Below are 23,191 nucleotides of genomic sequence, written 5' to 3'. Positions count from 1 at the left end.
TTTGGCGGTCCTGCAACGGGGCCGCTGGCCTCCGGGTCCGGCATGACTGTTCCCCCCTGTCGAAGGGATGACCTGGGGGGTGGTGTCACCGGGCCTGGGAGGTGCCGTTGGAGACGCTGATGAGAGGTCCGACTACCGCCCGGCCTGGCGCAATGCCCGGCATCTTGCGGGCGGCAGGTCTGCATAACGTGGATGCGCGCGTACGGCACTACCGCCCTGGCCAGCACCGCACAAGCCCTGTTCTGGAGGACAGGTTGGACGACATCGACGATGTGGGCGTCTTCCTGGGCCTGGACGTCGGCAAGAGCGCCCATCACGGGCACGGGCTGACTCCGGCCGGCAAGAAGGTCTTCGACAAGCAGCTGCCCAACAGCGAACCGAGACTGCGGGCCGTGTTCAACAAGCTGGCTGCGAAGTTCGGCACTGTGCTGGTGATTGTGGACCAGCCCGCCTCGATCGGAGCCCTGCCCCTGACTGTCGCCCGGGACGTCGGCTGCAAGGTCGCCTACCTGCCGGGCCTTGCCATGCGCCGGATCGCCGACCTCTACCCGGGCGAGGCGAAGACCGACGCGAAGGACGCCGCGGTGATCGCGGACGCAGCCCGCACCATGCCCCACACCCTGCGCTCGCTGGAACTCACCGACGAGATCACCGCCGAGCTGACCGTGCTCGTCGGCTTCGACCAAGACCTGGCGGCCGAGGCCACCCGCACCTCCAACCGGATACGCGGCCTGCTCACCCAGTTCCACCCCAGCCTGGAACGCGTCCTCGGGCCCCGCCTGGACCACCAGGCCATCACCTGGCTGCTGGAACGCTACGGATCCCCGGCCGCCCTGCGAAAGACCGGCCGACGCAGACTGGTCGAGGCGATTCGACCCAAGGCCCCGCGCATGGCCGCCCGGCTGATCGACGAGGTCTTCGACGCACTCGACGAGCAGACCGTCGTCGTTCCCGGCACTGGCACCCTCGACGTCGTCATCCCCTCGCTGGCCCGCTCGCTCGCCGCTGTCCACGAACAGCGCCGATCCCTGGAAACACAGATTGCGGCCCTCCTGGAGGCACACCCTCTTTCCCCGGTCCTGACCTCGATGCCAGGGGTCGCGGTCAGGACCGCCGCAACCTTGCTGGTCACCGTTGGCGACGGCACCAGCTTCCCCACCGCCGCCCACCTGGCCTCCTACGCCGGCCTCGCCCCGACGACGAAGTCGTCGGGGACCTCGATCCACGGCGAACACGCGCCCAGAGGCGGCAACCGGCAACTGAAACGGGCGATGTTCCTGTCCGCGTTCGCAGCCCTGCACGATCCAGCCTCCCGCACCTACTACGACCGCTGCCGGGCCCGCGGAAAGACTCACACCCAGGCTCTTCTCCGCCTGGCCCGCCACCGCATCAGCGTGCTGTTCGCCATGCTCCGCGACGGCACCTTCTACGAACCCAGAACCCCCTGCCTCGCTTGACGAAACACATAGAGGCACCCCCCGCAGCGTGCGGAATCAGCCGTACTCAGCCGTTCAGGAACCGGCACGGACCGATCGCTGCGAGACTCTGCCCGACAAAGCAGTCGCACCGAACGGGGACGTGTAGCTGTGGCAAAGGCGAAAAACCGCAAAGGGCATTACCGGGCCGGCCACTACGTGAAGCCGTCCACGGCCTCGAGCCGATGGAAAAAGCCGTCCACGGGCCTTGTCCTGGCGGTCGCCGTTGTGGCCATCGCCGGGTGGAACACCCTGTTCGGCAACGAGTCCGACGACTCGGACACGACACCCCGCCAGCCGTCAACCTCCTCGGCCCCTGCCGTATCCGGTCAATAACCCCGCTCACGGCGGAACACCGAGAAACGGCCCGGCCATGCCCTCTTCTTCTCCGGCTCGCCACCCTCGGAAGCTGCCGGGCCCGACGCCTGGGCTGACGCGGCTCGCGCGCGCAGCTGCTGCCATACGGCCTGCCACTGCGTGATCTGATCGCGGGGAACGCCGCAGGCCAAGAGGTAGGCGGCCGTTGTACTCCAGGTGGCGGGAAGCGTGCTGCGGTTAAGCAGACGGCTGACGGCGCCGGCCGATATGCGTCCGGCCGAGCGCTCACTGACCGCCTGCTGAGTCAGACCGCTCACCACGCGTACATCCGCCAGAGCCGTGAAAAACCCCGTGACTGTACGGATCCCACGCGGATCCGGCCACGGCCGCCCACCAGCATCCACACCGGGCGCAGCAGGGGCCGGCACGGCGGGAAGATCCGCGTGATTACGCCCGAGCGCGACCTGGGCGCCACTGTTGCGGTCCCGGGCCTGCGGAACGGGATGCCCCCGGGCTTCCAACATCAGACGCACGTGCCGGTAGACAGCCGCGAGATCGAGCAGCGCGGGACCGCCGGGTATCCCACGGCGCAACGTCTCGAGCAGCGCTCCGGTGAAGGCCGTATACGTCTGCCCAACCGGCGCCAGGGCGGTGCGGGTCTCAGCCGCGGCCGCCAGCAGGAAGCTACCCTCCACCGCAGCCTGGTCGACAAGCGGCGACCCGGCGCCCATCCTCCCAAGCGCCAGGCCGCTGTAGCAGCAGTCCAGGATCACGACATGACGCTCCGCCTGGGAGTCCAGAAGGAGAACCTGACGCAGCCAGTCATACGGCAGACCGGTCTCCACACGGCCGAACTCGGTGTGCGGCAGGGCCAAACTGAGTTGATCCTGAGCATCCACCAGACCGTGCCCGGCGAAGTAGACCACCAGCGTATCGGTGGCCTCGGCCGCCGCCTGCCTCACCGCACCCACCACGGTGTGCGCGGCCACCGGATCCTCGACGACGGTCACATGCCGGGCGGGAAGCTGAAGGGACAGCGGACCGCACAGCAGGTCAGCGAAAGCTCGCAGATTGTTCGAGACGGCCGGCAACTGCTCGAGATGCTCATAGCGGCTCGTGCCCACCAGGACCGCCCGCGAGGCCCCCGGATCAGGCAGCACGCTCACCGACCGCCACCCTCATCAGGGTCGGCGGCGTCAAGCGCCCGGACCGCCCGCTCGATCTCCTCCTGCGAACAGTCCATGAGGACAACGACCGTGTCCCCGCGGCGGATCTCCACCCGCGGCCGCTGCGGCCGGGACTGCCGCCACGCCACCACCGCCAGCACGAACGACGCCGCACTCCACCCATTCCCCGTCACCAACTGCAGCACATCAAGCCCCGTGCCCATCTCCCCCGGCCCAGGCACACCCCCCTGAACCTCAACCGTGGCCGACCGGCGCACCTCAGGATCCGCACGCAACCAGCCCTGCAACGACCGCAGCTCCACCGCAGCCGACCCGACCCGTACCTCTAACCGCACCGTCGCCCTCCCCTGACCCCGTGCACCCAACCCCACGACAATGCACAACCGGTCAAGAAAACCGCTACAGGGCAACACCCCCACTGACCAGGCAAAACAACCCTGACCAGGCAAAACAACAACCGGGCTATTAGACGCAGAAGCCACCCACAACACCCCGGCCATTCCCACTGAAGCCCACACAGCCCCAGGCCACAGCAGCCACAGCCCACCAGCCCCAGTTATCAACCCATCACCAACACGCCAGCTCACACACCACCCCACACACCAACTACCCCCCACATCAGCGACACCGGCGACAGGACCCCAGGGCGCACGGGCGGTCCGGGGTCCTTCGCTGTCCGGGGCCAGAGGCACCGGACCCAGGCCGGGATCTTCAGGGTGCTCCCCCGGCGAACTACGTTGCAGCGGGGGCGGGATCGGTGAACGAAATCGGCTTGCCGATGGCGTGGGCATAGTCGATTTCCCTGCTCGTGGACTCGCCGATGTACCCGCCAGGGTTGACGACCAGAACCCGGTCTGCCAGGTCAATCTTGCGCAGGTGGAGGGCGTCCAGCGCCGCCTTCTGCTTGTCGGTAATCAACTCGTCTGCTTCGCCTGGCGCGACAACAATGACTCCGGCGAAGGTCAGATCACGATTCACCGCACGCATCTCGTCCACGAACCGGGTAGAGCCGCAGATGCAGACGATTTCAGGTCGGTCGGCCACAGCTCATCCCTTCGCTCGAACGGGACACCGCCAGCGTGCAGGTTGGTACTGCATCAGCAGGAGGTTAGTGGGTGGCACTACATCAGTGTTGACCGGCCGGTCAGCCGTCGGCTCGTTCCTTCTCGATCGCATTCATCCTGCGGACCATGTCGATCTGCGCGCGGATCATCGTGTCGAACAGGACCTCCGGATCGCCATCGGGGCCAGCGCTCGCAGCCAGCAGCGAGGCGACTTGGCTGGCGAGGACAGTGACCACGTCGGCCGTCCCCACCGGGCCGCGGACCTCGATCAGTTTGCGCACGGCGTCGTCGATGCGGTCCATGGCCTCCTCGCCCTGGAGGAACAACCCGAGCCGGTCGGCGAGGAACATGCGGACGATCGCCACACCGTCGGCCAGGGCGGTGTCCACGTTGAAGTCGGCGCGGGCCTTCTCCGTCTCCTTGAGCACGGCCGGAATCGTGTACGTCCGCTGCTCCGGGATGAGGCCCTCCTTTCGCCACTTCGCGTACGGGATGGGGCCGACGGCGTCACGGCGTGCACGGTGTTCGTTGGTCGGGCGGCCGCCCGCAGTGCGGCAGGCCCGCCCTGCGGCTGTCTTGCAGGTCGGGCATTCGACACGGCGCATCCACGAGCGCACGAGATCCATCTCGGCGTCGGAGCGGAGGTGGCGTCGCCACTCGCCGCCCCACGGGATGCTCTGCGATCCGTTCTCCACGCCCATTGGCCCCCTGGGTCCGGTGGTGTGTGCCTGCGTGCCGTGAAGCTAACCGTACCTGCGGTGGCGCGCCTTATGGGACGTCAGCGGTCGATCGGGAGAATGCCGTCCAGGCCGCTCTCGGAGAGGATCTGTTGGACCGTGTCGTCCAGGGTGCTGGCCGCGTTGATGACGGTCTCCAGGCCGTTGGGGAGCAGGTCCTTCTCTCGGTACCAGTCGCGTAGGTGGTCCTCGTTGACGTGCGCGAGGTATTCGGCGTCTGGTTTCGTCGCGTGCCGGAGCACCGTCTCCTCGAAGGGCACGTGGAGGTAGTAGCACCGTGTGACGCCCTGGTGGGCGCGTGCCAGGTCCTGGAGCATCGTGCCGTAGCGGTTGGCGTACAGGATGCCTTCGACGACGACGTGGAAGCCGTTGTCCAGTGCGTAGCGGGCGGTGAGGTCGATCAGGCCTATGTTGGCGCCGCCGGGCCGGTCGCGTTCGCGCAGCACGATCCGGCGCAGGTTGTCCTGGGCGACGATCGCGAGGTTGCGGCCGAACTTCTCGCGCAGGCCGGCCGCGATGGAGGACTTGCCCGAGGCGCTGTTGCCGCGGAGCACGATCAGGCGTGTGTCTGGCGTTCCCGCCGTGCCCGGCGCGCTGCAGGTCACGCGTCGTCGCCCTTGATGCTCAGCTGCATCCGGTTCTCGTGGAGGTGCTCCCAGTTCATGATCAGGCGGAAGCGCTGGTGTGCCTCCAGGCGTTCGGCGTCGGCCGGCTCCTGGCCGCGCTGCACCTGGGCGTCCTCGGCCTCTACGAGTTCTGCGAGGGCGAGGCGGACGTCGTCGGTGTCCTGGCTGGTGGCGGCTGCCAGCCGGTCCAGGGAGGTGAGGACCTCGTTCGGTTCGTCCAGATCGTCGACCAGGTGGTTGATGAGGGCGTTGACGAGCGGGCCGGTGCGCATGGTCCAGCGGATCCAGTCGAGCCGCTTGGTGAGGTCGGCGTCCAGGGGCAGCAGGTCGCCGGGCAGCGGCAGCGCGGCGGGCATCGACCACCGGGTGCCGTCCGGTGTCTCCTCGCGGCTGGCCAGGCCCCATGTCAGGTAGAGCTCGGACAGGTCCCGCACGGTCCGGGGCACCGGGTAGCCGGCGGTGATGAGGATCTCTGGATTCGGCCAGGGCTACTCGTCGCCCCACTTGCTCTGTTCCTCAACCGAGTGGGGAGTGAAAGCGAGCGCCTCGCAGGTGACGAGCCGGGGCCGCCCGCTCGTGGAGTGTGCGGGTCGCGCCGAGCCGTCAAGGACGCCCTTCGGCGGCGCTTCGCGCTGGGCTTCGCCCATCCTGGACTGCTCGTCACGACCCTGGACCTGGCTGGCTATCGGGCGGCCCCTCCCGTGTGGCGTCCGGCCGCAGGTCAGGCGGCCCGTGGGTGGGGAGATCCATCGAGCATGTGTGGGGTCACCCCCGAGCAGGGGGTGGTCGGTTTCAACGAGCGCCATCACCGTCACCTGACCCGGGCCGCGTCCAGGGGAAGAACATCTCGCCTGGTCCGCGCGCGAGCATGACGTGCGGACGAGGACGTGGCCCGGCCCTCCCCGCTCCGCCACGCGAACCTCAACTGCCTGGGCCGCACAGCTTTCGCTCCACCCCGGCAAGTCGATCCGACCGGACCAACCGAGGCCAGCGGAGTGCGCTTCCCCTCACTGGAGCGGATGCGCCAGGAAATCGAGCGGCTGCGCGAGGAACGGGCGAAGATGCGTGCTGAGCGCCGCAGGGAGCGGGCCCAGGAGAAGGGGACCACACAGTGAGCGGTCTGCATTTCGCCGCAGTGAACGCGGAAGGCGTCGTCGCCGACTTGGACCTGCTGCCCGCGGCCTACCGCGTGCTGCTGAAGCTGCGCGCCCACAGCGAGCCGGGTGGCCGGATCGAGATCGACCAGATCACCCTCGCGCAGATGCTCGGACTGAGCCGGGCCGCCGTGAACGCGGCCCTGCGCGACCTGGACCTGGCGCAGCTGGAGAGGAAGAAGCGCCCCGGCGTCTACCAGCTCAACGCCATGCTCGCCGCCTACCTCTCCCCCGAGGACGCCCCATCGTGGCCGTCAAGGCCATGACGAAGAGCGAGCGTCTGAACTCCCCCGGCTTCGTCGAGCACTACCGCAAGGCCGTCACGGCTTACCAGGATCAGCTCGCAGAGAAGCGTCGGCGCCGAGAGGACGCCAAACGCCGCCAGAACCTCAAAGCTGTGTCCTGACCGGCCGCTTCCGTGCAACGGCGCTGCCCTTCTGTGGTAGCGCCTTTCGCGTTCGGCCATCTCTCGTCCGGTGAGCAGCTCCAGCACGACTCACGGGATGTCGCACACCCGCAGCGGCCTACTGATCTTTTGCCACGGCCCAAGCTTCACGGACGGCTACATTGCGGCCGGTGCCCGAGATAGGACTACCGGGCCTCTTCCGGGCGAAGTGCTTTGTGTACGGCGAGGTGGAGCAGTCGTTGCAGCACGGCGGTGCCGTTGGAGGGGGCACCCGCTGAGGTGTCGGAGTGGTAGTCGGCCTGGAACACGACGTTTCGGCAGAGCAGAAAGACGTGTACGAAGACGTCGGGCTCTCCGGGGTCGCTCAACGAGGAGATGTACTCGTGGTCCCAGTCGCAGGGGGTTGCCGTGGGATCGGCCTGGACCGGGGCGTCCCGACTCTTCATTCCGACGAAAGTGCGCCGCGCGATCTCGGCGCCACTCTTGTCGGGTGTGCTTGTCTCGGTGGCCCATGACAGTTCGGAGCGGTTGGCCTCGGTATGCCAGCTGCACCACGCGTCAACATGCCTCGGCCAGGGGCCGTACAGCCCGCCCATCCATCGCGCCTCACGGTCGCGCACCGGATCCCCGTGAAGGGCCGAGGCGACCGTGTGTCTGTCGAGGAGGGAGCAGGCCGGCGAAGGATCGGCATAGGGACCGGCCGGTCGGCTGATCCGGCTGATGGACTGCGCGACGTAGGTGCTGCCGACGGACAGCACGATTCCCGTCAGGAGGAGGCCCGGCCAGCGACCCAGCAGCCAGGTGGCCCGTGGCCGCAGGCGGAGACGGACCCCGCCGTCCCGCACTGGCGGCGCTTCGCTGATCAAGTGCTCCTGCAACCGTGCGTGGCGGAACTGGAACACCCCGCCGGTCTGGCGCAGTACACCGCGCGCATGGGCGTCCTCAAGGAAGGCCATCGTTCGCCAGGGCAGCCGACCGGTGGCCGCCAGAACGACGCGCGCTGCGGCGTGGCGGCCCCATGCCGTGTTGGTGATTCCGTGCAGGGCGGTGATGACAAGTGCGCCCGACACCACGGTGGCCCACTCCGCCGGGCCCGTCACCTCCGCTCCCGCGTGGTCGCTCCAGGTGTTGAAGAACACGATGGGCAGCAGCACCACCGCTTCCAGGCACCAGCGGCGCGGCCCGGTGACGGAGTAGTTGACCGCGAAGGCCAGGGCGGACGCCCGGTCAGCTTTCAGCAGAGAGCGTGGAGTGGCCGAGGCCACGTCTGTTGTCATGCTCGGTGCGGCCCGAGCGACGAAGAGGACGCCCAACGCGATCGCCACGGGGACAGGGAAGCCGGCCGGGTAGGGATTCTTCGTGGTGGGCATGTTGCTCAGCCAGGCGAAGCAGACCCCGGCGGCGCTTCCGGCGGCGCGCCAGGCAATCGTGGGCATGCGGCGGCGCAGTTGCAGACGCGCGGGGACCGGCTCCGTGGCATAGACATCCACGAGGGCGACGAGCAGGGGAAGAACACCGAGCAGCGCCAGCGCGCCCCAGGGCGGAAGTGTCATGCCCCACCACTGGATCGTGCCGTGTGGCGGCAGGGCGGCGGTCAGGGTCACAGCGGCGCCGTAGACCAAGGTGATGGCCACCGCCGTCGCGGCCTTCGCCTCCTCGGGATACCAGCGCCACCAGGCGAGTTCGCCGCCGGGAGCGCGGTGCCGGGCCGCGTCCTGGGCCAGCCGACTCAAGTGACGTTTGGCGTCCTCTGCTCGCCAGCGGGGGGGTCTACCCACGTCAGGCGGGGCCGTGTAGACGGCGGGGACGAACTGCGCGATGAGGTGCTTCTCGATCTCGGCGCTGGTCGGGAACGCGGCCGTGTCCAGCAGTTCGACCGGGTCGGAGTCGGTCTCACCGTAGACGGCGAGAGCCAGCCCGAGCATGAGCGGCGAGGACAGTGCGACGCGCAGTCGCCGGGCGTGCGGATCGTCGCCGTCTCGGATGCGGCCCAGAACGGGCTCCCACTGCGCGGTGCCGTCCGCTCGTCTCCGCCGGGTGCTGGTCTTCAGGTACTCGCTCAGCTCCCGCGCGGTCAGCGGCTGGAGCGTCACGGCGGCCGCGGTGCTGAGTACGTCGGTCCGGCGTACCGCGTTCCGGTACTCCTCGGTACGGCTGGTGAGGATGAGATGAGTGTGCTCATCCAGGCTTTCGTTGAGCGTCCGCAGGGCCACGGCCCGTCGCTCGGCGGGCATTTCGTCGAGGCCTTCGAGGATCAGCAGGAGCCGCTCGGGGCTCGCCACCTCCTCGGCCAGTACGGTGCCGAAGCCGGTCGGTGCCGACAGTTCGGGGTGCTCGGTGGCGAGCCGCTGCGCGGCCCATCGCCAGAGGCCCGTCTCGCTCGGATTCCAGGAAGCGAGGGGGAGGATCACGGGGACCCGGTCGGTCGGCCCTCGTCGCTTCAGAAGCCGCAGTCCGAGCCGGAGCGCCGCGACGCTCTTACCCGCGCCCGGCTCGCCCAGGATCACCAGCCGTCCGGAGGGCACCAGGCCGTAGAGCCGGTCGATCTCGGCGACATCGCCGTCGAGGGGCAGGGGCAGGTCACTCCGTTCGCCGGTACGGATGTTAGACCAGTGGTCGAACAGGTCGCGCTCGGCGATCTGGCACAGCACGGGCACCAGGCGCGGCCCTTGTACGCGGCGCGCGATCGTCTCGTTCCGCCACTGCTTGGCCTGCTCCCGGGCGAGTCCGGCGAGTACGCCGTTCACCGTGGCGCGCAGGGTGTTCTCGTGGCGGCCGTGGGATAGCTGACGGCACTGCCAGGTCACCCATCCCACGGAGTGTGCCGTCATGAGCAGCACGAGCCCGGTGACGACCAGCCAGGGCGCCTTCCGTCCGGTCGTGGCGGTGAGCCCCGTACTCAGCAGGAAGCCGCCGAGGGCCACGAGGACTGCCATGACCGCACAGCGCCGGACGACCGACCAGCCGGACAAGGGTGTTAGCTGGAAGGGGATCCCGTAGAGGTGCACGCGGCCGATGGAACCGGCCTGAATGACCGTCTGGGCGTCACCATGGAAGGTGTTGTGTACGTCGTGGGACCTGCTCCCCTCGGCTCGCCCCACGTCTCGCGCACCTCCGCCGTCTCCTGGTCGAGCACGATAGTCCGCGTCCCCGAAGTGCGCCAAGTATGCTGGTAGCGCCAGAAGTTCGTGGCTGATCAGCAGGAAGCAGAGGTGGCGCGGTGGACGCCGAACTGACTGCGCTAGCCGTGTCCGGGGCGACGACCCTGGTGCAGCTGATGGCGGGCGACGCGTGGGCGATGGCCAGGGATCGGGTGCGGGCGCTGTTCGGGCGTGATCGGCCCGGTCAGACGCAGACGGCGGACGCAGAGCTGGAAGAGGCCCGCGCGGCGGTTGTCGTCGCCGCGAACAGCGATGACCGGGCGGCCCTCGCCGAGATCGAGTCCCGGTGGCGGGCGCGGCTGCTGCTTCTGCTTCGCGAGGACCCCGCAGCGGAGGCCGAACTGCGTGCCCTGCTGGCGACGGTAGGACACTCCTCGGAACAGGGCACCACCGTGCACAACACCGTCAGTGGAGGCGACATCCGCGGTCCCGTGATCCAGGCCGGCACCATCGAGGGCGACCTCCACTTCGGCTGACGCGCCCCGCCCTGTCTTCGCCGACGAAACGTCCGGCAGATTGCCGTGCAAATGCTGCGCTCGGCGTCGGGGCACCGTGACGGCGTACGGCCCGGAGTCAATTGGAGTGACTCCGGGCCGTACGTCTGTGGGTCAGGTCAGGCGGACCAGCCGATCGAGGAGACGTAGGTGTAGGCGTCCCAGTCGGTTCCCAGGGTGCTTTGGATGATGTCGTCCCAGTCGGCTTCGAGTTCTCCCATGTCTTCGGCGATCCAGGCGTCGACGGCGCGGTCCCACACGGCGCCGCGTCTCGGTCGCGGCCTGCCCGTCGCCGAACGCCTCCTCCGGTTCGCGCATCCCGCGGCTCGAGTTCTGCCGCTCGATGGGCGCTGCGATCCTCGGGTCCAGGACCCGTTCCGGCCGACTGGCCTGGTCCCGAGGCACCGGTCCGTACACGTGAAGCCGCTTCGCCGGGCTACCAGCGGGCGCTGCTGCCCCGAGTTTCGTAGAGGCCGCGGCCTCTACGAAACTCGGGGCAGCTCAGTCGACGGCTTAGACGTCATCTCATTTGGTAAGTCTGCGGTAGCAGATGAGAGTACAGGCGATGCTGGTGAAGGCCAGGAAGTGGGCAGCTTTCCGTTCGTAACGACGGTGGAGTCGTCGGCATCCCGCGAGCCAGGACATCGTGCGTTCGATGGTCCAGCGGTGGCGTCCCAGCCGCTTGGAGGACTCGATGCCTTTGCGGGCGATGCGGTGTCGGATGCCGCGCTGCCGTAGCCATCGGCGCAGATGGTCGTAGTCGTAACCCTTGTCGCCGTGGAGCTTGGTCGGCCTTCGGCGGCGAGGTCCGCGCCGGGAACGGATGGGCGGGATGCCGCGTACGAGCGGTTCGAGCGCCTGGCTGTCGTGAAGGTTGGCGCCCGAGATCCCGATGGAGACGGGCAATCCGGTCCGCTCGGTGATCAAGTGGATCTTCGAACCCTTCTTGCCCCGATCTACGGGATTCGGACCCGTCAGGTCCCCCCTTTGAGGGCTCTCATGTTCACCGAGTCGATCGCGCACCGCGACCAGTCCAGCTCACCGCGGGATTCGAGCTCATCCAGGACCAAGCGGTGCAGCTTCGCCCACACCCGCGCCTGAGACCATTCCATGAAACGGCGGTGAGCAGTGGCACCGGACGGGCCGAACACGGGCGGGACCTGCGCCCACGTGCAGCCAGTGGTCGCCACGAAGATGATCGCGGCCAGCACCTCACGATCTCCGTACCGACGTCGGCCACCGCCCTGCGGACGGGTCGGCACCTCCGGAACCACCCGCTGAAACAACTCCCACAACCCCTCCGGCACCAGACGTTCGACCATCAACACACAACCAGGCTACCGACCCAAATGAGATGACCTCTTAATGGTTGCTTGGCGGGCCGTGGCGCTGCTCAGCGAGATGCGCCCGAAGCCGGGCGTGCCGAAACTGGTACAGGCTGCCGACCTGGCGCAGCACGCCCAGTCGGTGCGCGTCGTCGAGGAACCGGGCCAGCCGCCATGGCATGCGCCCCCGCAGGGCAAGCAGGATGTGGGTGATGGTGTAGGCCCCCCACTGGGTACGTAGCCCGGCCACCACGGCGACGCCTGAGCCTGTGGTGGCGGCCAGCAAGGGCCAGGTCCACCAGGGATGGAGACCTGGCCCCGCCCCCATGAAAACAAACACGGTCGTGCCTGTGGCCAGCAGTAGGGCAAGGGCCGAGGCAAGCGTAATGGCCCGCTTGCGACCCAGGCCGAGCGCCCGTTTCGGCGTGATCGCCTCTTCCTTTTCAAACGGCAGAGCCAGGCTTCCCATCAACCACATCGAGACACCGATCGCCAACCACTCCGGGAGCCATAGTGCCGACACGTCGAGAATGCTAAGAAGGTGAGACCAGGAAGCGGCGGACGTGACCAGGGTGAGCACGGCGAGTAGTCCGCCGACGAAACTCCAACCCAATATCGAGGCGCCCAGGCAATGCATCAGCAGTCGCCCACGAGACATCCCTCCGCGTACGCGTGCGGTCATCATTGCCGCCAGGTCGGCAAATGCGCCGGAAGGCAGGTTGGGCCAGGGTACCGCTGAGTTGGCGGCTAGGCCGCATACACTGGCTGCCAGGAAGGCCATCAAGCATGCGACGCCCCATCTCCCCTGCAGTCCGTCGAGCCAGGCTGCGGCCACTGACCAGCTGATGACCCCTCCCGACATGCTTGCTGCCATGATGCGCTGCCATGGCGGCACCCGACGGGGGAACTGCCACCACGCGTAATCCTCAGTCCCGGTAGAGACGAGGTGCGCGCCTAAGTCCGCCAGCCAGCGACCGGCGCGGTCCGCCTTCCAGCGGCCAGCTGGCGATGGTATGCCCGGCGGGGGGCGGGTACGCCGTTGAACACTGCCGGGACGAGGCCGTCCAAGAGGTGGCGCTCGATGGCGTCGGCGTTGGGAAAGCGGCGCCGGTCGAGCAGACGTATGGGCGCTGCCTCCGTAGCCGAGTAGACCGAGCGCAGCAGACTGATCATCAACGGTGTCGACAGTGCCGTGGCGAGCGGTCCGTCCGCGTCGTCTGCCAAGGACGCGAATACTGGCTGCCGGGCTCCTGCCTTTGCGGCGGGACGGCGGTGATCAGATAATCGAGGGCCGTCAGCGCAGTAACGGGCAAGGCGCGGATTACGGTCGCCGATCTGAGGACGTCAGCTTCTTCCAGCAGTGCCGCATATGCGGAGGTCCGACAGGTGAGCACGATGGGGCAGTCCCCGGCCAGCGCCCTGTTCAGCCCACGCAAGGCCAGCCGTCGTCGCGGCGGCGAGATTTCGTCAAGGCCGTCCAGTACGGGCAGCACGGCCTGCGCCTCAACCAACCGGGCCGCTGCGTTGGCACCACCGCCCCGGGGGTGATGCAACCTCGGATAGTCCTCCGCGAGACGGCGGGTCAGCCAAACCTCAAAGTCCTGGGTCGCTGGATCCCACGACGTCAGCGTCGTCAGCACGGGGACGGGATCCTCGGGGCGGCGTCGGGCCAGTAGCGACAGAACCAGCAGGACGCAGAACGCAGACTTGCCCGCGCCCGGTCCGCCGAGGACCATAAGCCGCTGGCGCGGCAGGGCCAGGAAGTCCTCTGTGAACGAGGTCAGATCGGCGCTCGCCTCACGTGATCCGCCCGGGGCCAGGTGCGGATGGTCGCCGTAGGGATCGCCCCAGGCAGTACTCCACCGAACGCCCAGTGGCACTGGATCCAGCAGTCCACGCAGACCGGCCTCTCTGCGCCACTGGGCCCCCACCATGCGGGCGAGTTCACGGCGCGCCGACTGCAGGGGATCGTCTGCGAGAACGTACGTGGGGGCGTACGTCACCGGGCCCGAGATATCTCGGCCCATGACCACGAAATCAGCAACCCCGTGGAACTCGTTGTATACCATCACGATCCCCCGTCCGGCTCATAGGCTCAGGCTGGCACCCACCCAACAGGCGGCCTACCTGAACACAACGCCGCCCGTGTAGATACCTACCGGCGGCACCCGAGTGTACGCGTCAGCCGCCGAACGTGATGGGGCCGGAGAAGTCCTGCCCCTGGACGACCCCACCGCTGATATGCGCCTCACCGGACACCGTGTTGTGGACGCCGCCGTCGTTGATCCGGACGATCGGACCGTACTGCCGGGCCCATGCGGCCGGTCCCATGAAGGTGTTCTCATGCACCACGCTCCCGTTGCTACCGCTCTCGGCAGCAGCGGAGACGGCCTGCAATTCGGAGACGGCCTGCCTCAATGCATCGGCAAACGCAGTGTCACGCTCGACCGCGTCCTCCAACGACAACTTCAGCCACCGCCGGGTGCGATCAGTCGGCTCCCCGAGCCCGGAGGCCGCCTCCTCCACCATGCGCTCAAGCGCCGGATCGAACCCCAACCGGGCAGCCACCACGCCGTGCAGCCGGTCCATCCCCGCATCCAGCGACTGGCCCACCTTCACATCGGCCCTACCCACCACCCGGCGCGCCTTGCGCACAGCCCATGCGAACAGATAACCGACCGCCAGCTCCACACCCCCCACGGTCACACCCCCTAGTTTTGTGTCACCTCTCTCACCGACCATGATGCGGCTGATCAGTTCGAAGGCGAAGGCGGCCGCGTTCCGGGAGGCCACGGGCTGCCAGTGTTCGTCGTGTGCCTCGTTCTTGTCGCCGAGCAGGTCCGAGATGCCGCGGATCACCAAGGCGTCCAGGTGCTGATTGACGTACGCGCCGGCGAGGAAGCCGAAGCCCTCCATGTCCACCGCGAGCGCGTCCCCCGCGCCGGCCGCGAGCCTGAGCCCGACGTCCGAGCGGTGGTGCGCCACCACCCGGCCGCCCGCCGCGACGGGCTTCACATGCGGACGGGGGCGCGGCGCGTCGTCACCCGGGCGGATCCGCCGCTGCCACTCGTCACCCGCCGCCACCAGCCGGGCCAGCTGCACCAGCCCGTACGCGGACTGATAGGTCTTCTGCCGGGGCAGAAACCCCGACTCGGTGTCCTTGCCGGTCTCATAGTCGTACACCATGTCGGCGGCCACCACATCCCCCAGCGCCACATCCTTGACGCCACCCGCCACCCCCACGAACAACACCGCCCGGGGCGCGAAGAGCGCCGCCGCCCGCTCGACCGAGACCCCGGCACCCGGATTCCCCGGACCCGTCATATGAATGGCGACGGTCCGCTCGGCGGGCCCCGCGCGGAACACACCCAACTCGAACAGCGCGCCCCGCTCCGCCTCGACCAATCGTGGCTCCTCCAGATGGGCGCGCACCGCCCGGTACTCGACCTCCAGCGCGGTCAGGACCACCACATCGGCCCGCACCGCACCCCCGTTGACACTCACGGAACCCCCTAGGACTGCCCTTGCCCACACCTTACGGACACCGACGAACCCTATGTGGCTCTGTTCACGAGAACGGGACAGGGGTTGTTCAGCAGCCCAGGAGGCCCTGTAGTTGACGACCGAGCGAGGGCCCATCAGGAGTCGGAGGACTTCGGCGACCACTTTCCGCCGGGGCCCGTCTTCATCTCACCGTACGGTGACCACCTGCGGCACTGCCGTACGGCCCTGTGTGCGGCCGGCGCGCTCTTGGCAGGAGCTTCACCCGTAGTCGTCGCCTCCCTGTCGTCCTGCTCGCCTCCGACCGGACTGCCTTGGTCACCGGGGCCGGGTTCGACCAGGCCGTGCCGGAGACCTTGGCGTGTGGCTCAGCGCACTGAGCCGTGTAGCCAGCGGTTAGACCTGGGCCGGAACCAGGACTGTGAATAAAGCTACAGCGGCTTGAACTGGTCCGGGAGAACCTTCTGGGAGGAAACGAACGAAGCGACGGCCGACCAGGGCCTGGCACGAAGACTGAGCGCGGTGCCAAGCCGCAGGGCAGGGAGAGAGAGCCGTGGAGAAGGTCTTCGACAGCAACGACTTCCCGGCGCGAGACGCTCTCTCAGCGTGGGAGAAAGTCACTGCGGAGGCGGTGATGCCGACATCGTTCAAGTTGATCGATACAGATGTCTTCCGTGGACGGTTCAGCACGATGCCACTGGGAGCGGTCCAGGTATCAGCGATGGCGTACTCGTCCTACCTCACACGGAGGACCCCGAAGCTGATCCGCGCCTCGGACCCGGAAATCCTCGCCCTCTGCGTCATGAGCTCCGGCCCACATGTGATCGAGCAGAATCGTAATCGGGCTGTGCTCCAACCGGGTGAACTCCTGCTCATCGAAAGCTCGCGCCCCTTCGAGACTTGCGCCGACGGCGGGAACATTCTCATCCAGTTCCCCCGTACGCTGCTTCCCTTGCCGGCCCACCACATCAATCAGCTCATCTGCCGAGCCCTTCCCGGCGATCAGGGCATGGGACGCCTGCTGACAGCCTTCCTCACCCACCTGACAGAAGACAGCACGAGCTACACGCCACATGACGCCGCGCGACTCGGCACCATCGGCCTGGATTTGGTCACCGCTACACTGGCGCAGTTCCTGGAGCGCGAGAGTGGCATTCCCTTCGACTCCCGTCAACGCCTCCTGTACCTGCGCATCACTTCGTTCATCGAGCGTCACCTCGGCGACACCGCCCTCACTGCGGGTGAGATAGCAGCAGCTCACCACATTTCGGTTCGCTCACTGCACAGGCTTTTCCAGCAGCACGGCGTGACGGTCCGTTCCTGGATCCGCGGCCAGCGCCTCGAACGCTGCCGCCGAGACCTGGCTGACCCTTTGAAGCGTCACGTGCCCATCCACGCCATCGCAGCACGCTGGGGATTCCCCCACTCCGCATACTTCACCCGCGCCTTCCGCGCTCTTCACGGCAACACCCCCAGCGACTACCGGAACCAAGCACACCACCACAGCACCCAGGCTGGCACACCAAGCTAAGTACCTGGCGCACCTGGTTAAGGCACTCCGGAGAGCTTCCTGTGATGATCGGATGGCCGCAATCGACCGGTCATCACGACCGTATTCACTTCTATCGCCGGTGAACACAAGCGAACACCAGCGGGGAGCCATTCATCGCGCGAGCACGCCATGGAACGCGCGCTAACCCACGGCACCCGCCCAGACGCGGAGGCCGGATCAGCAGCACACCGATTACGCAGCCCCGCCGGGGCCAACCGCCTGGCAAGGCTTGATTCCTGCAGACCACAGCGAGCCGCCTGGCTCGATCCAGCAGAAGGAGAAGCAGTGAGGAACGACAAGTCCTCAGCGCGCGGCTGCGCGCTCGCTATGGCGGCGATCACGCTCGCCGGCATCGCTGGCACCGCAGCCGCCGCTACGCCCACGTCCGCCACCAACGTCGCATCAGCGCGGTCGGCCAGCACAGGGGCAGCCGACGACAGCGCATCGGCCGCGGCCTCGACGCTAGTGCCGGTGTCCGACAGGTCAGCCACCCGCGTCAGGAAGATCCGCATCAAGGGCACGCAGGTGGCCCTGCGGGAGTGCCCGCGCAAGAGTTGCGGGGTCGCCATAAGGGTGTCCAACGCGACCCTCCGGGCGTACTGCCAGACCAATCGGCACACCAGCAAGGTCTCGGGAAACAAGTGGTGGACGAAGGTCACCCTGCTGTCCGGCAGCGACCCGGCCTGGGTGAGTAACCACTACGTGCGCGGAGCGGCGCCCAAGGTGCCCCATCTTCCGAGCTGCTGAAAGCCGACCGCCAAGGTCGACCAGCCTTGCTTCCTGCCAGGAGACAGAGATGCCCATTCCGTCCGCCCGTACCCGAGCCGTCAGCGCCCTGATCCTGACCGCTGGATTGTTCGTCACCGTACCCGTAACGGCCGCATTAGCGGCTGCGGCCGCCGACACCCCGGTGACCAAACCGACCGCCCAGGCCGCCGCCGTGCACTCCTGCACCTACCGCTCCACCGTCGGCTACACGTGCGATTACTACTACGGCACCGCGACCATCAGCGAAGGAAGCTCCAACGCCAGCGCTGTCAGGGAGATACAGGACATCATCAACCAGCACACGGACTACCCCATCTGGCTGTCTGTCGACGGCAGCTTCGGCCCCAGCACCCTCAAGGCTGTCGAGTGGCTCCAGAGCCACCACCATATTGCCGACGGCGCGGACGGCATCGTCGGTAGCCACACCTGGGACTACCTGCGCCGCTGACTGGCCCCCGGCACAGCAGAGATCCACGGCGGCCGGTCGGCAACGGCAGCTCGCCCTGGAGGCTCGGTCGGCACGATCGCGAGCAACAGACGGCGTCGCGCCGTGCGACCGTAGGCCACCCCGCCCCGTGCCGTCCGCCCCTCATACGCACCTACGGCCGGTGGGACCCGCCTAGCCGACAAGCAACTCGCAGGCGCTGACTCCGCGTCCGTGGCGGGCCTCGCCACGAGGATCACGCCCCGCCATGCGCATCACGACACACAGACCAAAAGCGGGAGGCAACGTGATGATCATAAGGAAGATGTCGGCCAGGGCATGGGGGAGATTCCGCCTCACGCCCATGTTGAATACCGGCCTGATCACTGCGGTGGGAGCCGCCGCCACCGTGCTGATCGGCACTCCGGCCGTCACAGCCGCGACACCTCAGACGGCGCCCGGCAGCCAGACGGTGGCCAGCACCTGCGGCCCCAGCGTCAATCCCAACACCTATATCCCCAGCAACAGGCGGCACATCGGCCCCGTGACGAAGATCGGCAACGCTCGGATACAGCTGCGCTACGGCAACCGACGCGGGGGACCGCGCTACTACTGGGCCACGATCACCGGCGCCAGCCGGGGCGACACGGTCACTCTCTATTGGGACATCGACTACGGCTCCTGGCGGGACAGCGGTGCCTGCTCGGCGACCGTGCACTCGCACGGCAAGCAGAACACCCGAGCCGTCAAGTTCGTCCACGGCAGCGGCTTCCATCTGGAGGCGCAGGCATGCGGCCACCGCCCCGGCCACCGAAGCAGGTGCACCGCCTCGCGCCCCTGACACACACGTTCAACAAGTCGAGATCCAGCTGATCGGTGCCCGGCACAGCAGCCGCACCTCCAGCGCCCTGACCGACGGCGGAGACGAGTTCGCCGCCTGGGCCCAGGACACCCTCGGCATCGCCGGCCGTGGGGACCAACGGAACAGCCAGTATCGATGAGATTGATCATGGTCGGCTCGCTGTGATCCATTAGCATGAGCGATCTGTTGTGTGCGGGTGTTCGCTGAAAGATCTCCGGCTGCTTGATGTGGGTGGTTACGTCCGTCGTATGCCGGTGGAGTTTTTATCTGATGAGCAGGCTGAGGCGTACGGCAAGTTCGCTGAGGAGCCCACGCGCCCGGAGCTGGAGCGCTTCTTCTTCCTGGACGACGTCGACCGCGATCTGATCGCGCTGCGACGTACGAAGCATCACCAGCTTGGCTTCGTCCTCCAGATGTGCACAGTGCGGTACGTGGGGACGTTCCTGGGCGAGGACCCGTTGAATGTGCCGTGGCTGGTGGTCGAGCACCTGGCCGAGCAGCTGGGGATCGAGGACGCGTCGTGTGTCAAGCGGTACACGGAGCGGCGGCAGACGGTGTACGACCACGCGTGGGAGATCCGCGACGCGTACGGCTACCACCCGTACGAGGACTATGCGATGGGCCGGAGGTTCCGGGCGTTCCTGCATGGGCGGGCGTGGACGGCGCATGCGGAGGGGCCGAAGGCACTGTTCGACCACGCAGTGGGATGGCTGCGCCGGAACCGGGTGCTACTGCCGGGTGTGTCGGTGCTGGCGCGAGAGGTGGCGGAGGTCCGCCGCATCGCAGAGAACCGGCTGCACACCACGGTCGCGAAGGCCACCCGGCGGGTGGACCCGTCCCTGGCGGGGGACCTGGTGGCGCTGCTGAAGACGCCGGAGGGCAGGCGGTACTCGTACCTGGAGCAGCTGCGCCGGCCGCCGACGCGGACCACGGGCACCGCGATGAAGAGTGCGTTGCAGCGGGTGGATGAGATCGCCGCGTACCGGCTGGGGCGGGTGAAGCTGAACAAGGTCCCGCCGAACCGGCTGGCCGCTGCGCTCAAAGTCGCCAACTACGGCGCTCAGTCACAGCTACCGACACTCCGTGTGCGTTCACCGCCTCAAGAATCGAACAGGCGCATCATTCTGGCCATGGCCGGAGCCTTCGACTTCCCCTCGGACCTGCTCGACGCGCGGGAAGAACTCCACCAGGTCGCCGGCGACCTCACGGTGCTTCTCAAGGGCCTCCCGTGGTCCGTTGAGCCGCACCCGGGGTTCAGTGATACCGACATCTGGCGCCCGCGGCAGCGCCCCGCGACCGACGACTGGTCCGAGGAGGACCAAGCGGAGGTTCAGCGGCTGCGGGACCGGCAGCGGGAGCTGACCCTCAACGTCGTCACCCATCCCTTCTGGGCAACCCTGGAGGGCCCGGACTGCGTGACTGCTCGGATGGTACTCAAACACGCCCATGACGTCGCGTCCGCCGCGTAGCTGTGGACGCCTCCAGCCCTGACGCTCCGGACCCGGACGCCCCCGGGCCTCCGGCGTGGGTCGAGCCGGCTGACGGCCAGAGCGTCACAGCTCAGGTCATCGGCCGCCTCGACCGCCGCAGCGCCGGGGGCGGCTGGTGGTACGAGGGACGTCTGCCCGTATGGGCCGAGGTGGAGCTGCCGAACCGCATCACGGTCGAGCCCGACTCGATCGTGATGAGTGTCCCCGCCCGCCTGATCAACGCCATCGAGGGCACCGACTACTCCACCGTGCCGACCCGCCGGAACCTCGGCCAGCCCGACCGCCCCACTCCTCCCCCGCCGCCCCGGCAGGCCGGTGGAGCGTGCAGCACCTGCCCGCACCCGCCGGCGGCCCCGGGCGCCGGGTCATCCACCACGAGTCATGCTGGACACCGACCGGCGACGCGGACCTCACGCTCGACCAGGCGCTGCGCGAGCTCACCCGGCCGGGCAGCGAACCGTGCACCGCCTGCGATGCCCGCCATCTCCCGACGCCCTGAAGCCGACGGGGGCGGTATCGCCCGCCGGTCGCCCCAGCGCAACCCAGCAGGGCCCGGCTCCAGTACCTGCATCAGGCAGATAAGTGGTCTGAGCTGGGCACTCTGCCGTTGGCGTGTCTACGCTTGTAGGATCTCTCGGCTCATGGCATGAGGCAGCTCGCTGACCTGGTGCTCTGCGACCAGTCTCACGGTGTGGCATAGGAGCTCCGTCTCACGAGGGTGGCCATTTCCTCAGCACAGACGGCAGACTCCGGCGGTGACCTCGAGCTCCCCGCGCCCCGCTCGACACGAACCGACTACCGCCGATCCTGATCTCTATCCGGATCTTGAGGCTGCTGGCAGTCTGGCCGCGGCCCTGGCATTGGCTGCGGCCGGGCAGGGCCTCGATCTGGGTGCGGTGCTGAGCAACGATTCGGACCCGCTGCGGACAGCCGGCGTCACAAGCACGATCCCCGGTCGGGAACCCTGCTGGATCTTCATCGGATCAGAGAGCCGTTGGTTCAACATCAACGGCCCGTACCAAGGGGTTCAGCTGCTCTCGGGCTCGACTTCCGATTTGGGCGAACTGGCCCGAGCTGCGGCAGGTTGGCGTAACGGGGCCAGGCTCCGCGAGATCCAGGAGGATGCTTCCTTCATCGAGGTGAGCGAGCTGGCCGAAGCACATGAGCACGGCGCAGCCGAAGCAGTCACCGTGCAGTGGCGGATCCTCTTGGAGGACTTGCGCCAGGAGGCCGATCGACTCGACCTCGCCCGCCAGACACTGGCGCTCGCCGAGCCACGTCCGCCGAACCTAAGCTGCGGCACTTGTATCCGTTCACCAGCCACTGGTCACTTCACTTCACGACCTGCACCGGGTTCCCGTACTCATGGGACGTGCCGTTCATCGATCCGCTGAGCGACGGCCGGTATCGCGTCTGCGGTCCTTCTCGTGGAACGGTCATCGGTGAAGCTGACACCGCAGCTGCGGCTATCGCCATGGTGATGAGCTCGCTTCCCGCGAACTGCGGGCCTGCTGTCGCAGGCACCGCAAACGATCAGCGTCAGGGCTGACTCGTGCTGCACCCCAGCCCGGGCGATTGCCCGCAACGCCGGTGCCAGCACACTGTTCTCGGGGAGTCCGCACTGCGGCCGTACCACCCAAACGAGTGAGGGCCCTGACCAGCTGTCCTGTCGAAGCACATCTGTCAGATAGCGGCTGCCGTTGACGTGCTGTGAGAAGCCGTCTCTCAACCGAACGTGATCGTTTGATTCTTGCTGGTCAGGCATGGTTTCGATCGGGGTGAGGGAGGGATGCGGCGTCTTGTGTCCGCTTGATGGCCGAGGGGTGCGCGGTGGCGTCGGTGCTGGGAATGCTGGAGGAGCGGGAGGCGGCTGCCCGTGTGCGGGTGGAGGGTCTGCGGGAGGAAGCCGCGCGGCTGGCTGAGGTGTTGGAGGCGGCGGAGATCGAGCTGGACCGGCGGGTGATCGCGCGGGAGGAACTGGTCGAGGCCCTGGCCGCCTCCGCGGCCGAGTCCACTGCCGTGACCGGGGCCGAGGGCGAGCGGGAAACGGCGCCGTCGGCCGTGCCGATGCCGGGCTCGACGGTGCCGCCTTGGCGGGATGGGCTGCCGGTGACCGTGCTGGCGCCGGACTACCAGCGGATTCTGGGCGTGCTGGATGAACAACGATCAGCGGGCAAGGGACCGGTGAAGGCCAAGGAGATCGCGGTGGCGCTGGGCCTTGGGGCGACGCCGGCGAAGGTCGAAGGGGTGCGGTCGAAGGCCAGACGTCTGGCGGATCGCGGGTGGCTCCTCCTGGAGGTGTCGGGGGCATTCAGTGCCGGGCGGCGGCCCGTGGCCGTGCCAGACGCCTGCTCATCCGTGTAACCATCGACCACCGGATCATCGCCTCGCTGTTCTCCGGCCGCCTCTCGTAGTCCCGGGCCAGGCGGCGGGAGTTCATCAGCCACGCGAACGTGCGCTCTGCCACCCACCGCCTCGGCAGCACCACGAAACCCCGCGTGTCGTCGGTGCGTTTGACGATCTCCAGGATCAGCGCCAGTTCCTCTCGTGCCCAGTCGACGAGGCCGCCTGTGTAGCCGCCGTCGGCCCAGACGAGGGTGATGTCGCGGTGCAGACGGCGCAGCCGGGCCAGCAGCCCCACGGCGGC

The 23,191-nt window shown here is 67.9% G+C and carries 24 protein-coding genes and 1 pseudogene; 13 read left to right on the top strand and 12 right to left on the bottom strand.

What is annotated here, in order from left to right; translation table 11 throughout:
- Nucleotides 1-254: 254 nt before the first annotated feature.
- On the top strand, nt 255-1,457 hold the full coding sequence (locus ABD329_RS23485; RefSeq protein WP_198277441.1) for an IS110 family RNA-guided transposase: 1,203 nt from the start codon (nt 255-257) through the stop codon (nt 1,455-1,457).
- A gap of 347 nt (nt 1,458-1,804) precedes the next feature.
- Here the strand turns inward: ABD329_RS23485 and ABD329_RS23480 are convergent, their stop codons facing one another.
- From ABD329_RS23480 to ABD329_RS23455, 6 genes are all read right to left on the bottom strand, one after another.
- Entirely contained in the window at nt 1,805-2,959 is a 1,155-nt protein-coding gene (locus ABD329_RS23480) for a caspase family protein (protein ID WP_198277440.1), read from the bottom strand.
- Entirely contained in the window at nt 2,956-3,480 is a 525-nt protein-coding gene (locus tag ABD329_RS23475; RefSeq protein ID WP_246618489.1) for an effector-associated constant component EACC1, read from the bottom strand. Before ABD329_RS23475 ends, ABD329_RS23480 begins: the two co-directional genes overlap by 4 nt.
- A gap of 232 nt (nt 3,481-3,712) precedes the next feature.
- The gene (locus ABD329_RS23470; RefSeq protein WP_198277438.1) at nt 3,713-4,024 is read right to left on the bottom strand and encodes a hypothetical protein; all 312 of its coding nucleotides are present in this window, start codon (nt 4,022-4,024) and stop codon (nt 3,713-3,715) included.
- 100 nt (nt 4,025-4,124) lie between these two features.
- Complete coding sequence (locus ABD329_RS23465) at nt 4,125-4,745, bottom strand: zinc finger domain-containing protein (protein WP_198277437.1); 621 nt, start codon at nt 4,743-4,745, stop codon at nt 4,125-4,127.
- A 77-nt stretch (nt 4,746-4,822) separates the two neighbouring features.
- Complete coding sequence (locus tag ABD329_RS23460) at nt 4,823-5,386, bottom strand: kinase (protein WP_198277436.1); 564 nt, start codon at nt 5,384-5,386, stop codon at nt 4,823-4,825.
- A complete protein-coding gene (locus ABD329_RS23455; protein WP_309142731.1) occupies nt 5,383-5,841 on the bottom strand; it encodes a DUF6042 family protein in 459 nt (152 codons plus the stop codon). Before ABD329_RS23455 ends, ABD329_RS23460 begins: the two co-directional genes overlap by 4 nt.
- A 677-nt stretch (nt 5,842-6,518) precedes the next feature.
- On the opposite strand from ABD329_RS23455, the gene ABD329_RS23450 reads away from it, so the two are divergent.
- Nucleotides 6,519-6,827 (top strand): helix-turn-helix domain-containing protein, encoded by a 309-nt coding sequence (locus tag ABD329_RS23450; RefSeq protein WP_246618488.1) that lies wholly within the window; start codon nt 6,519-6,521, stop codon nt 6,825-6,827.
- On the top strand, nt 6,809-6,967 hold the full coding sequence (locus ABD329_RS23445) for a hypothetical protein (RefSeq protein ID WP_246618495.1): 159 nt from the start codon (nt 6,809-6,811) through the stop codon (nt 6,965-6,967). The genes ABD329_RS23450 and ABD329_RS23445 overlap by 19 nt, the downstream gene beginning before the upstream one ends.
- Nucleotides 6,968-7,152: 185 nt before the next feature.
- Here the strand turns inward: ABD329_RS23445 and ABD329_RS23440 are convergent, their stop codons facing one another.
- Nucleotides 7,153-9,903, bottom strand: coding sequence for an NACHT domain-containing protein (locus ABD329_RS23440; RefSeq protein ID WP_198277435.1), 2,751 nt, complete (start codon nt 9,901-9,903; stop codon nt 7,153-7,155).
- Nucleotides 9,904-10,187: 284 nt separating this feature from the next.
- Here ABD329_RS23440 and ABD329_RS23435 point away from each other — a divergent pair, with 284 nt between their 5' ends.
- Entirely contained in the window at nt 10,188-10,604 is a 417-nt protein-coding gene (locus tag ABD329_RS23435) for a hypothetical protein (RefSeq protein WP_198277434.1), read from the top strand.
- 543 nt (nt 10,605-11,147) lie between these two features.
- Here ABD329_RS23435 and ABD329_RS23430 read toward each other — a convergent pair.
- The 4 genes from ABD329_RS23430 to ABD329_RS23415 all read right to left on the bottom strand — a co-directional run bounded on the left by ABD329_RS23430 (nt 11,148) and on the right by ABD329_RS23415 (nt 15,451).
- Nucleotides 11,148-11,944, bottom strand: a protein-coding gene (locus ABD329_RS23430; RefSeq protein ID WP_246618492.1) for an IS5 family transposase whose coding sequence is annotated in 2 segments (ribosomal slippage) — nt 11,148-11,606 and nt 11,609-11,944 — 795 coding nt in all. Because the reading frame shifts where the segments join, the coding sequence is not laid out codon by codon here.
- A 40-nt stretch (nt 11,945-11,984) separates the two neighbouring features.
- Nucleotides 11,985-12,527: a hypothetical protein gene (locus ABD329_RS23425; protein ID WP_198277433.1), complete on the bottom strand. Its 543-nt coding sequence runs from the start codon at nt 12,525-12,527 to the stop codon at nt 11,985-11,987.
- A 592-nt stretch (nt 12,528-13,119) separates the two neighbouring features.
- Entirely contained in the window at nt 13,120-14,016 is an 897-nt protein-coding gene (locus ABD329_RS23420) for an NACHT domain-containing protein (protein ID WP_198277432.1), read from the bottom strand.
- A gap of 112 nt (nt 14,017-14,128) precedes the next feature.
- Complete coding sequence (locus ABD329_RS23415) at nt 14,129-15,451, bottom strand: 5'-methylthioadenosine/S-adenosylhomocysteine nucleosidase family protein (RefSeq protein ID WP_344316843.1); 1,323 nt, start codon at nt 15,449-15,451, stop codon at nt 14,129-14,131.
- 550 nt (nt 15,452-16,001) lie between these two features.
- On the opposite strand from ABD329_RS23415, the gene ABD329_RS23410 reads away from it, so the two are divergent.
- The 9 genes and pseudogenes from ABD329_RS23410 (at nt 16,002) to ABD329_RS23370 (ending at nt 22,908) form a co-directional block, all read left to right on the top strand.
- Nucleotides 16,002-16,979 (top strand): AraC-like ligand-binding domain-containing protein, encoded by a 978-nt coding sequence (locus ABD329_RS23410; RefSeq protein WP_198275301.1) that lies wholly within the window; start codon nt 16,002-16,004, stop codon nt 16,977-16,979.
- A gap of 492 nt (nt 16,980-17,471) precedes the next feature.
- Nucleotides 17,472-17,747, top strand: a complete 276-nt coding sequence (locus tag ABD329_RS23405) for a hypothetical protein (RefSeq protein WP_198275302.1) — start codon at nt 17,472-17,474, stop codon at nt 17,745-17,747.
- 49 nt (nt 17,748-17,796) lie between these two features.
- On the top strand, nt 17,797-18,216 hold the full coding sequence (locus tag ABD329_RS23400) for a peptidoglycan-binding domain-containing protein (protein WP_198275303.1): 420 nt from the start codon (nt 17,797-17,799) through the stop codon (nt 18,214-18,216).
- Between the two features lie 340 nt (nt 18,217-18,556).
- The gene (locus ABD329_RS23395; protein WP_198275304.1) at nt 18,557-19,033 is read left to right on the top strand and encodes a hypothetical protein; all 477 of its coding nucleotides are present in this window, start codon (nt 18,557-18,559) and stop codon (nt 19,031-19,033) included.
- 269 nt (nt 19,034-19,302) lie between these two features.
- Nucleotides 19,303-20,086: pseudogene (locus tag ABD329_RS23390) on the top strand (DUF4158 domain-containing protein); the annotation flags it as partial.
- A gap of 780 nt (nt 20,087-20,866) precedes the next feature.
- A complete protein-coding gene (locus tag ABD329_RS23385; RefSeq protein ID WP_309142605.1) occupies nt 20,867-21,043 on the top strand; it encodes a DUF6233 domain-containing protein in 177 nt (58 codons plus the stop codon).
- A gap of 256 nt (nt 21,044-21,299) precedes the next feature.
- A complete protein-coding gene (locus ABD329_RS23380; RefSeq protein WP_246618175.1) occupies nt 21,300-21,938 on the top strand; it encodes a hypothetical protein in 639 nt (212 codons plus the stop codon).
- Nucleotides 21,848-22,093 (top strand): DUF6193 family natural product biosynthesis protein, encoded by a 246-nt coding sequence (locus tag ABD329_RS23375; protein ID WP_246618165.1) that lies wholly within the window; start codon nt 21,848-21,850, stop codon nt 22,091-22,093. The genes ABD329_RS23380 and ABD329_RS23375 overlap by 91 nt, the downstream gene beginning before the upstream one ends.
- A 263-nt stretch (nt 22,094-22,356) precedes the next feature.
- Complete coding sequence (locus ABD329_RS23370; protein ID WP_198275305.1) at nt 22,357-22,908, top strand: hypothetical protein; 552 nt, start codon at nt 22,357-22,359, stop codon at nt 22,906-22,908.
- Here the strand turns inward: ABD329_RS23370 and ABD329_RS48280 are convergent.
- Nucleotides 22,856-23,185 (bottom strand): transposase, encoded by a 330-nt coding sequence (locus tag ABD329_RS48280; RefSeq protein WP_425574371.1) that lies wholly within the window; start codon nt 23,183-23,185, stop codon nt 22,856-22,858. The genes ABD329_RS23370 and ABD329_RS48280 overlap by 53 nt on opposite strands.
- Nucleotides 23,186-23,191: the final 6 nt, after the last annotated feature.

It is taken from the genome of Streptomyces javensis (assembly GCF_039525925.1).
GTDB lineage: Bacteria > Actinomycetota > Actinomycetes > Streptomycetales > Streptomycetaceae > Streptomyces > Streptomyces asiaticus.
Note: the sequence above shows the minus strand (reverse complement) of the source record. Positions and strands in the feature narration are given on the sequence as shown.

Excerpts from the sequence above, each read along its gene's own strand:
- ABD329_RS23400 (WP_198275303.1), top strand. The coding sequence starts at position 17,797 with ATGCCCATTCCGTCCGCCCGTACCCGAGCCGTCAGCGCCCTGATCCTG.
- ABD329_RS23420 (WP_198277432.1), bottom strand. The coding sequence starts at position 14,016 with ATGGTATACAACGAGTTCCACGGGGTTGCTGATTTCGTGGTCATGGGC.
- ABD329_RS23440 (WP_198277435.1), bottom strand. The coding sequence starts at position 9,903 with ATGGCAGTCCTCGTGGCCCTCGGCGGCTTCCTGCTGAGTACGGGGCTC.
- ABD329_RS23370 (WP_198275305.1), top strand. The coding sequence starts at position 22,357 with ATGGCCGAGGGGTGCGCGGTGGCGTCGGTGCTGGGAATGCTGGAGGAG.
- ABD329_RS23465 (WP_198277437.1), bottom strand. The coding sequence starts at position 4,745 with ATGGGCGTGGAGAACGGATCGCAGAGCATCCCGTGGGGCGGCGAGTGG.
- ABD329_RS23475 (WP_246618489.1), bottom strand. The coding sequence starts at position 3,480 with ATGGCCGGGGTGTTGTGGGTGGCTTCTGCGTCTAATAGCCCGGTTGTT.
- ABD329_RS23395 (WP_198275304.1), top strand. The coding sequence starts at position 18,557 with ATGTTGAATACCGGCCTGATCACTGCGGTGGGAGCCGCCGCCACCGTG.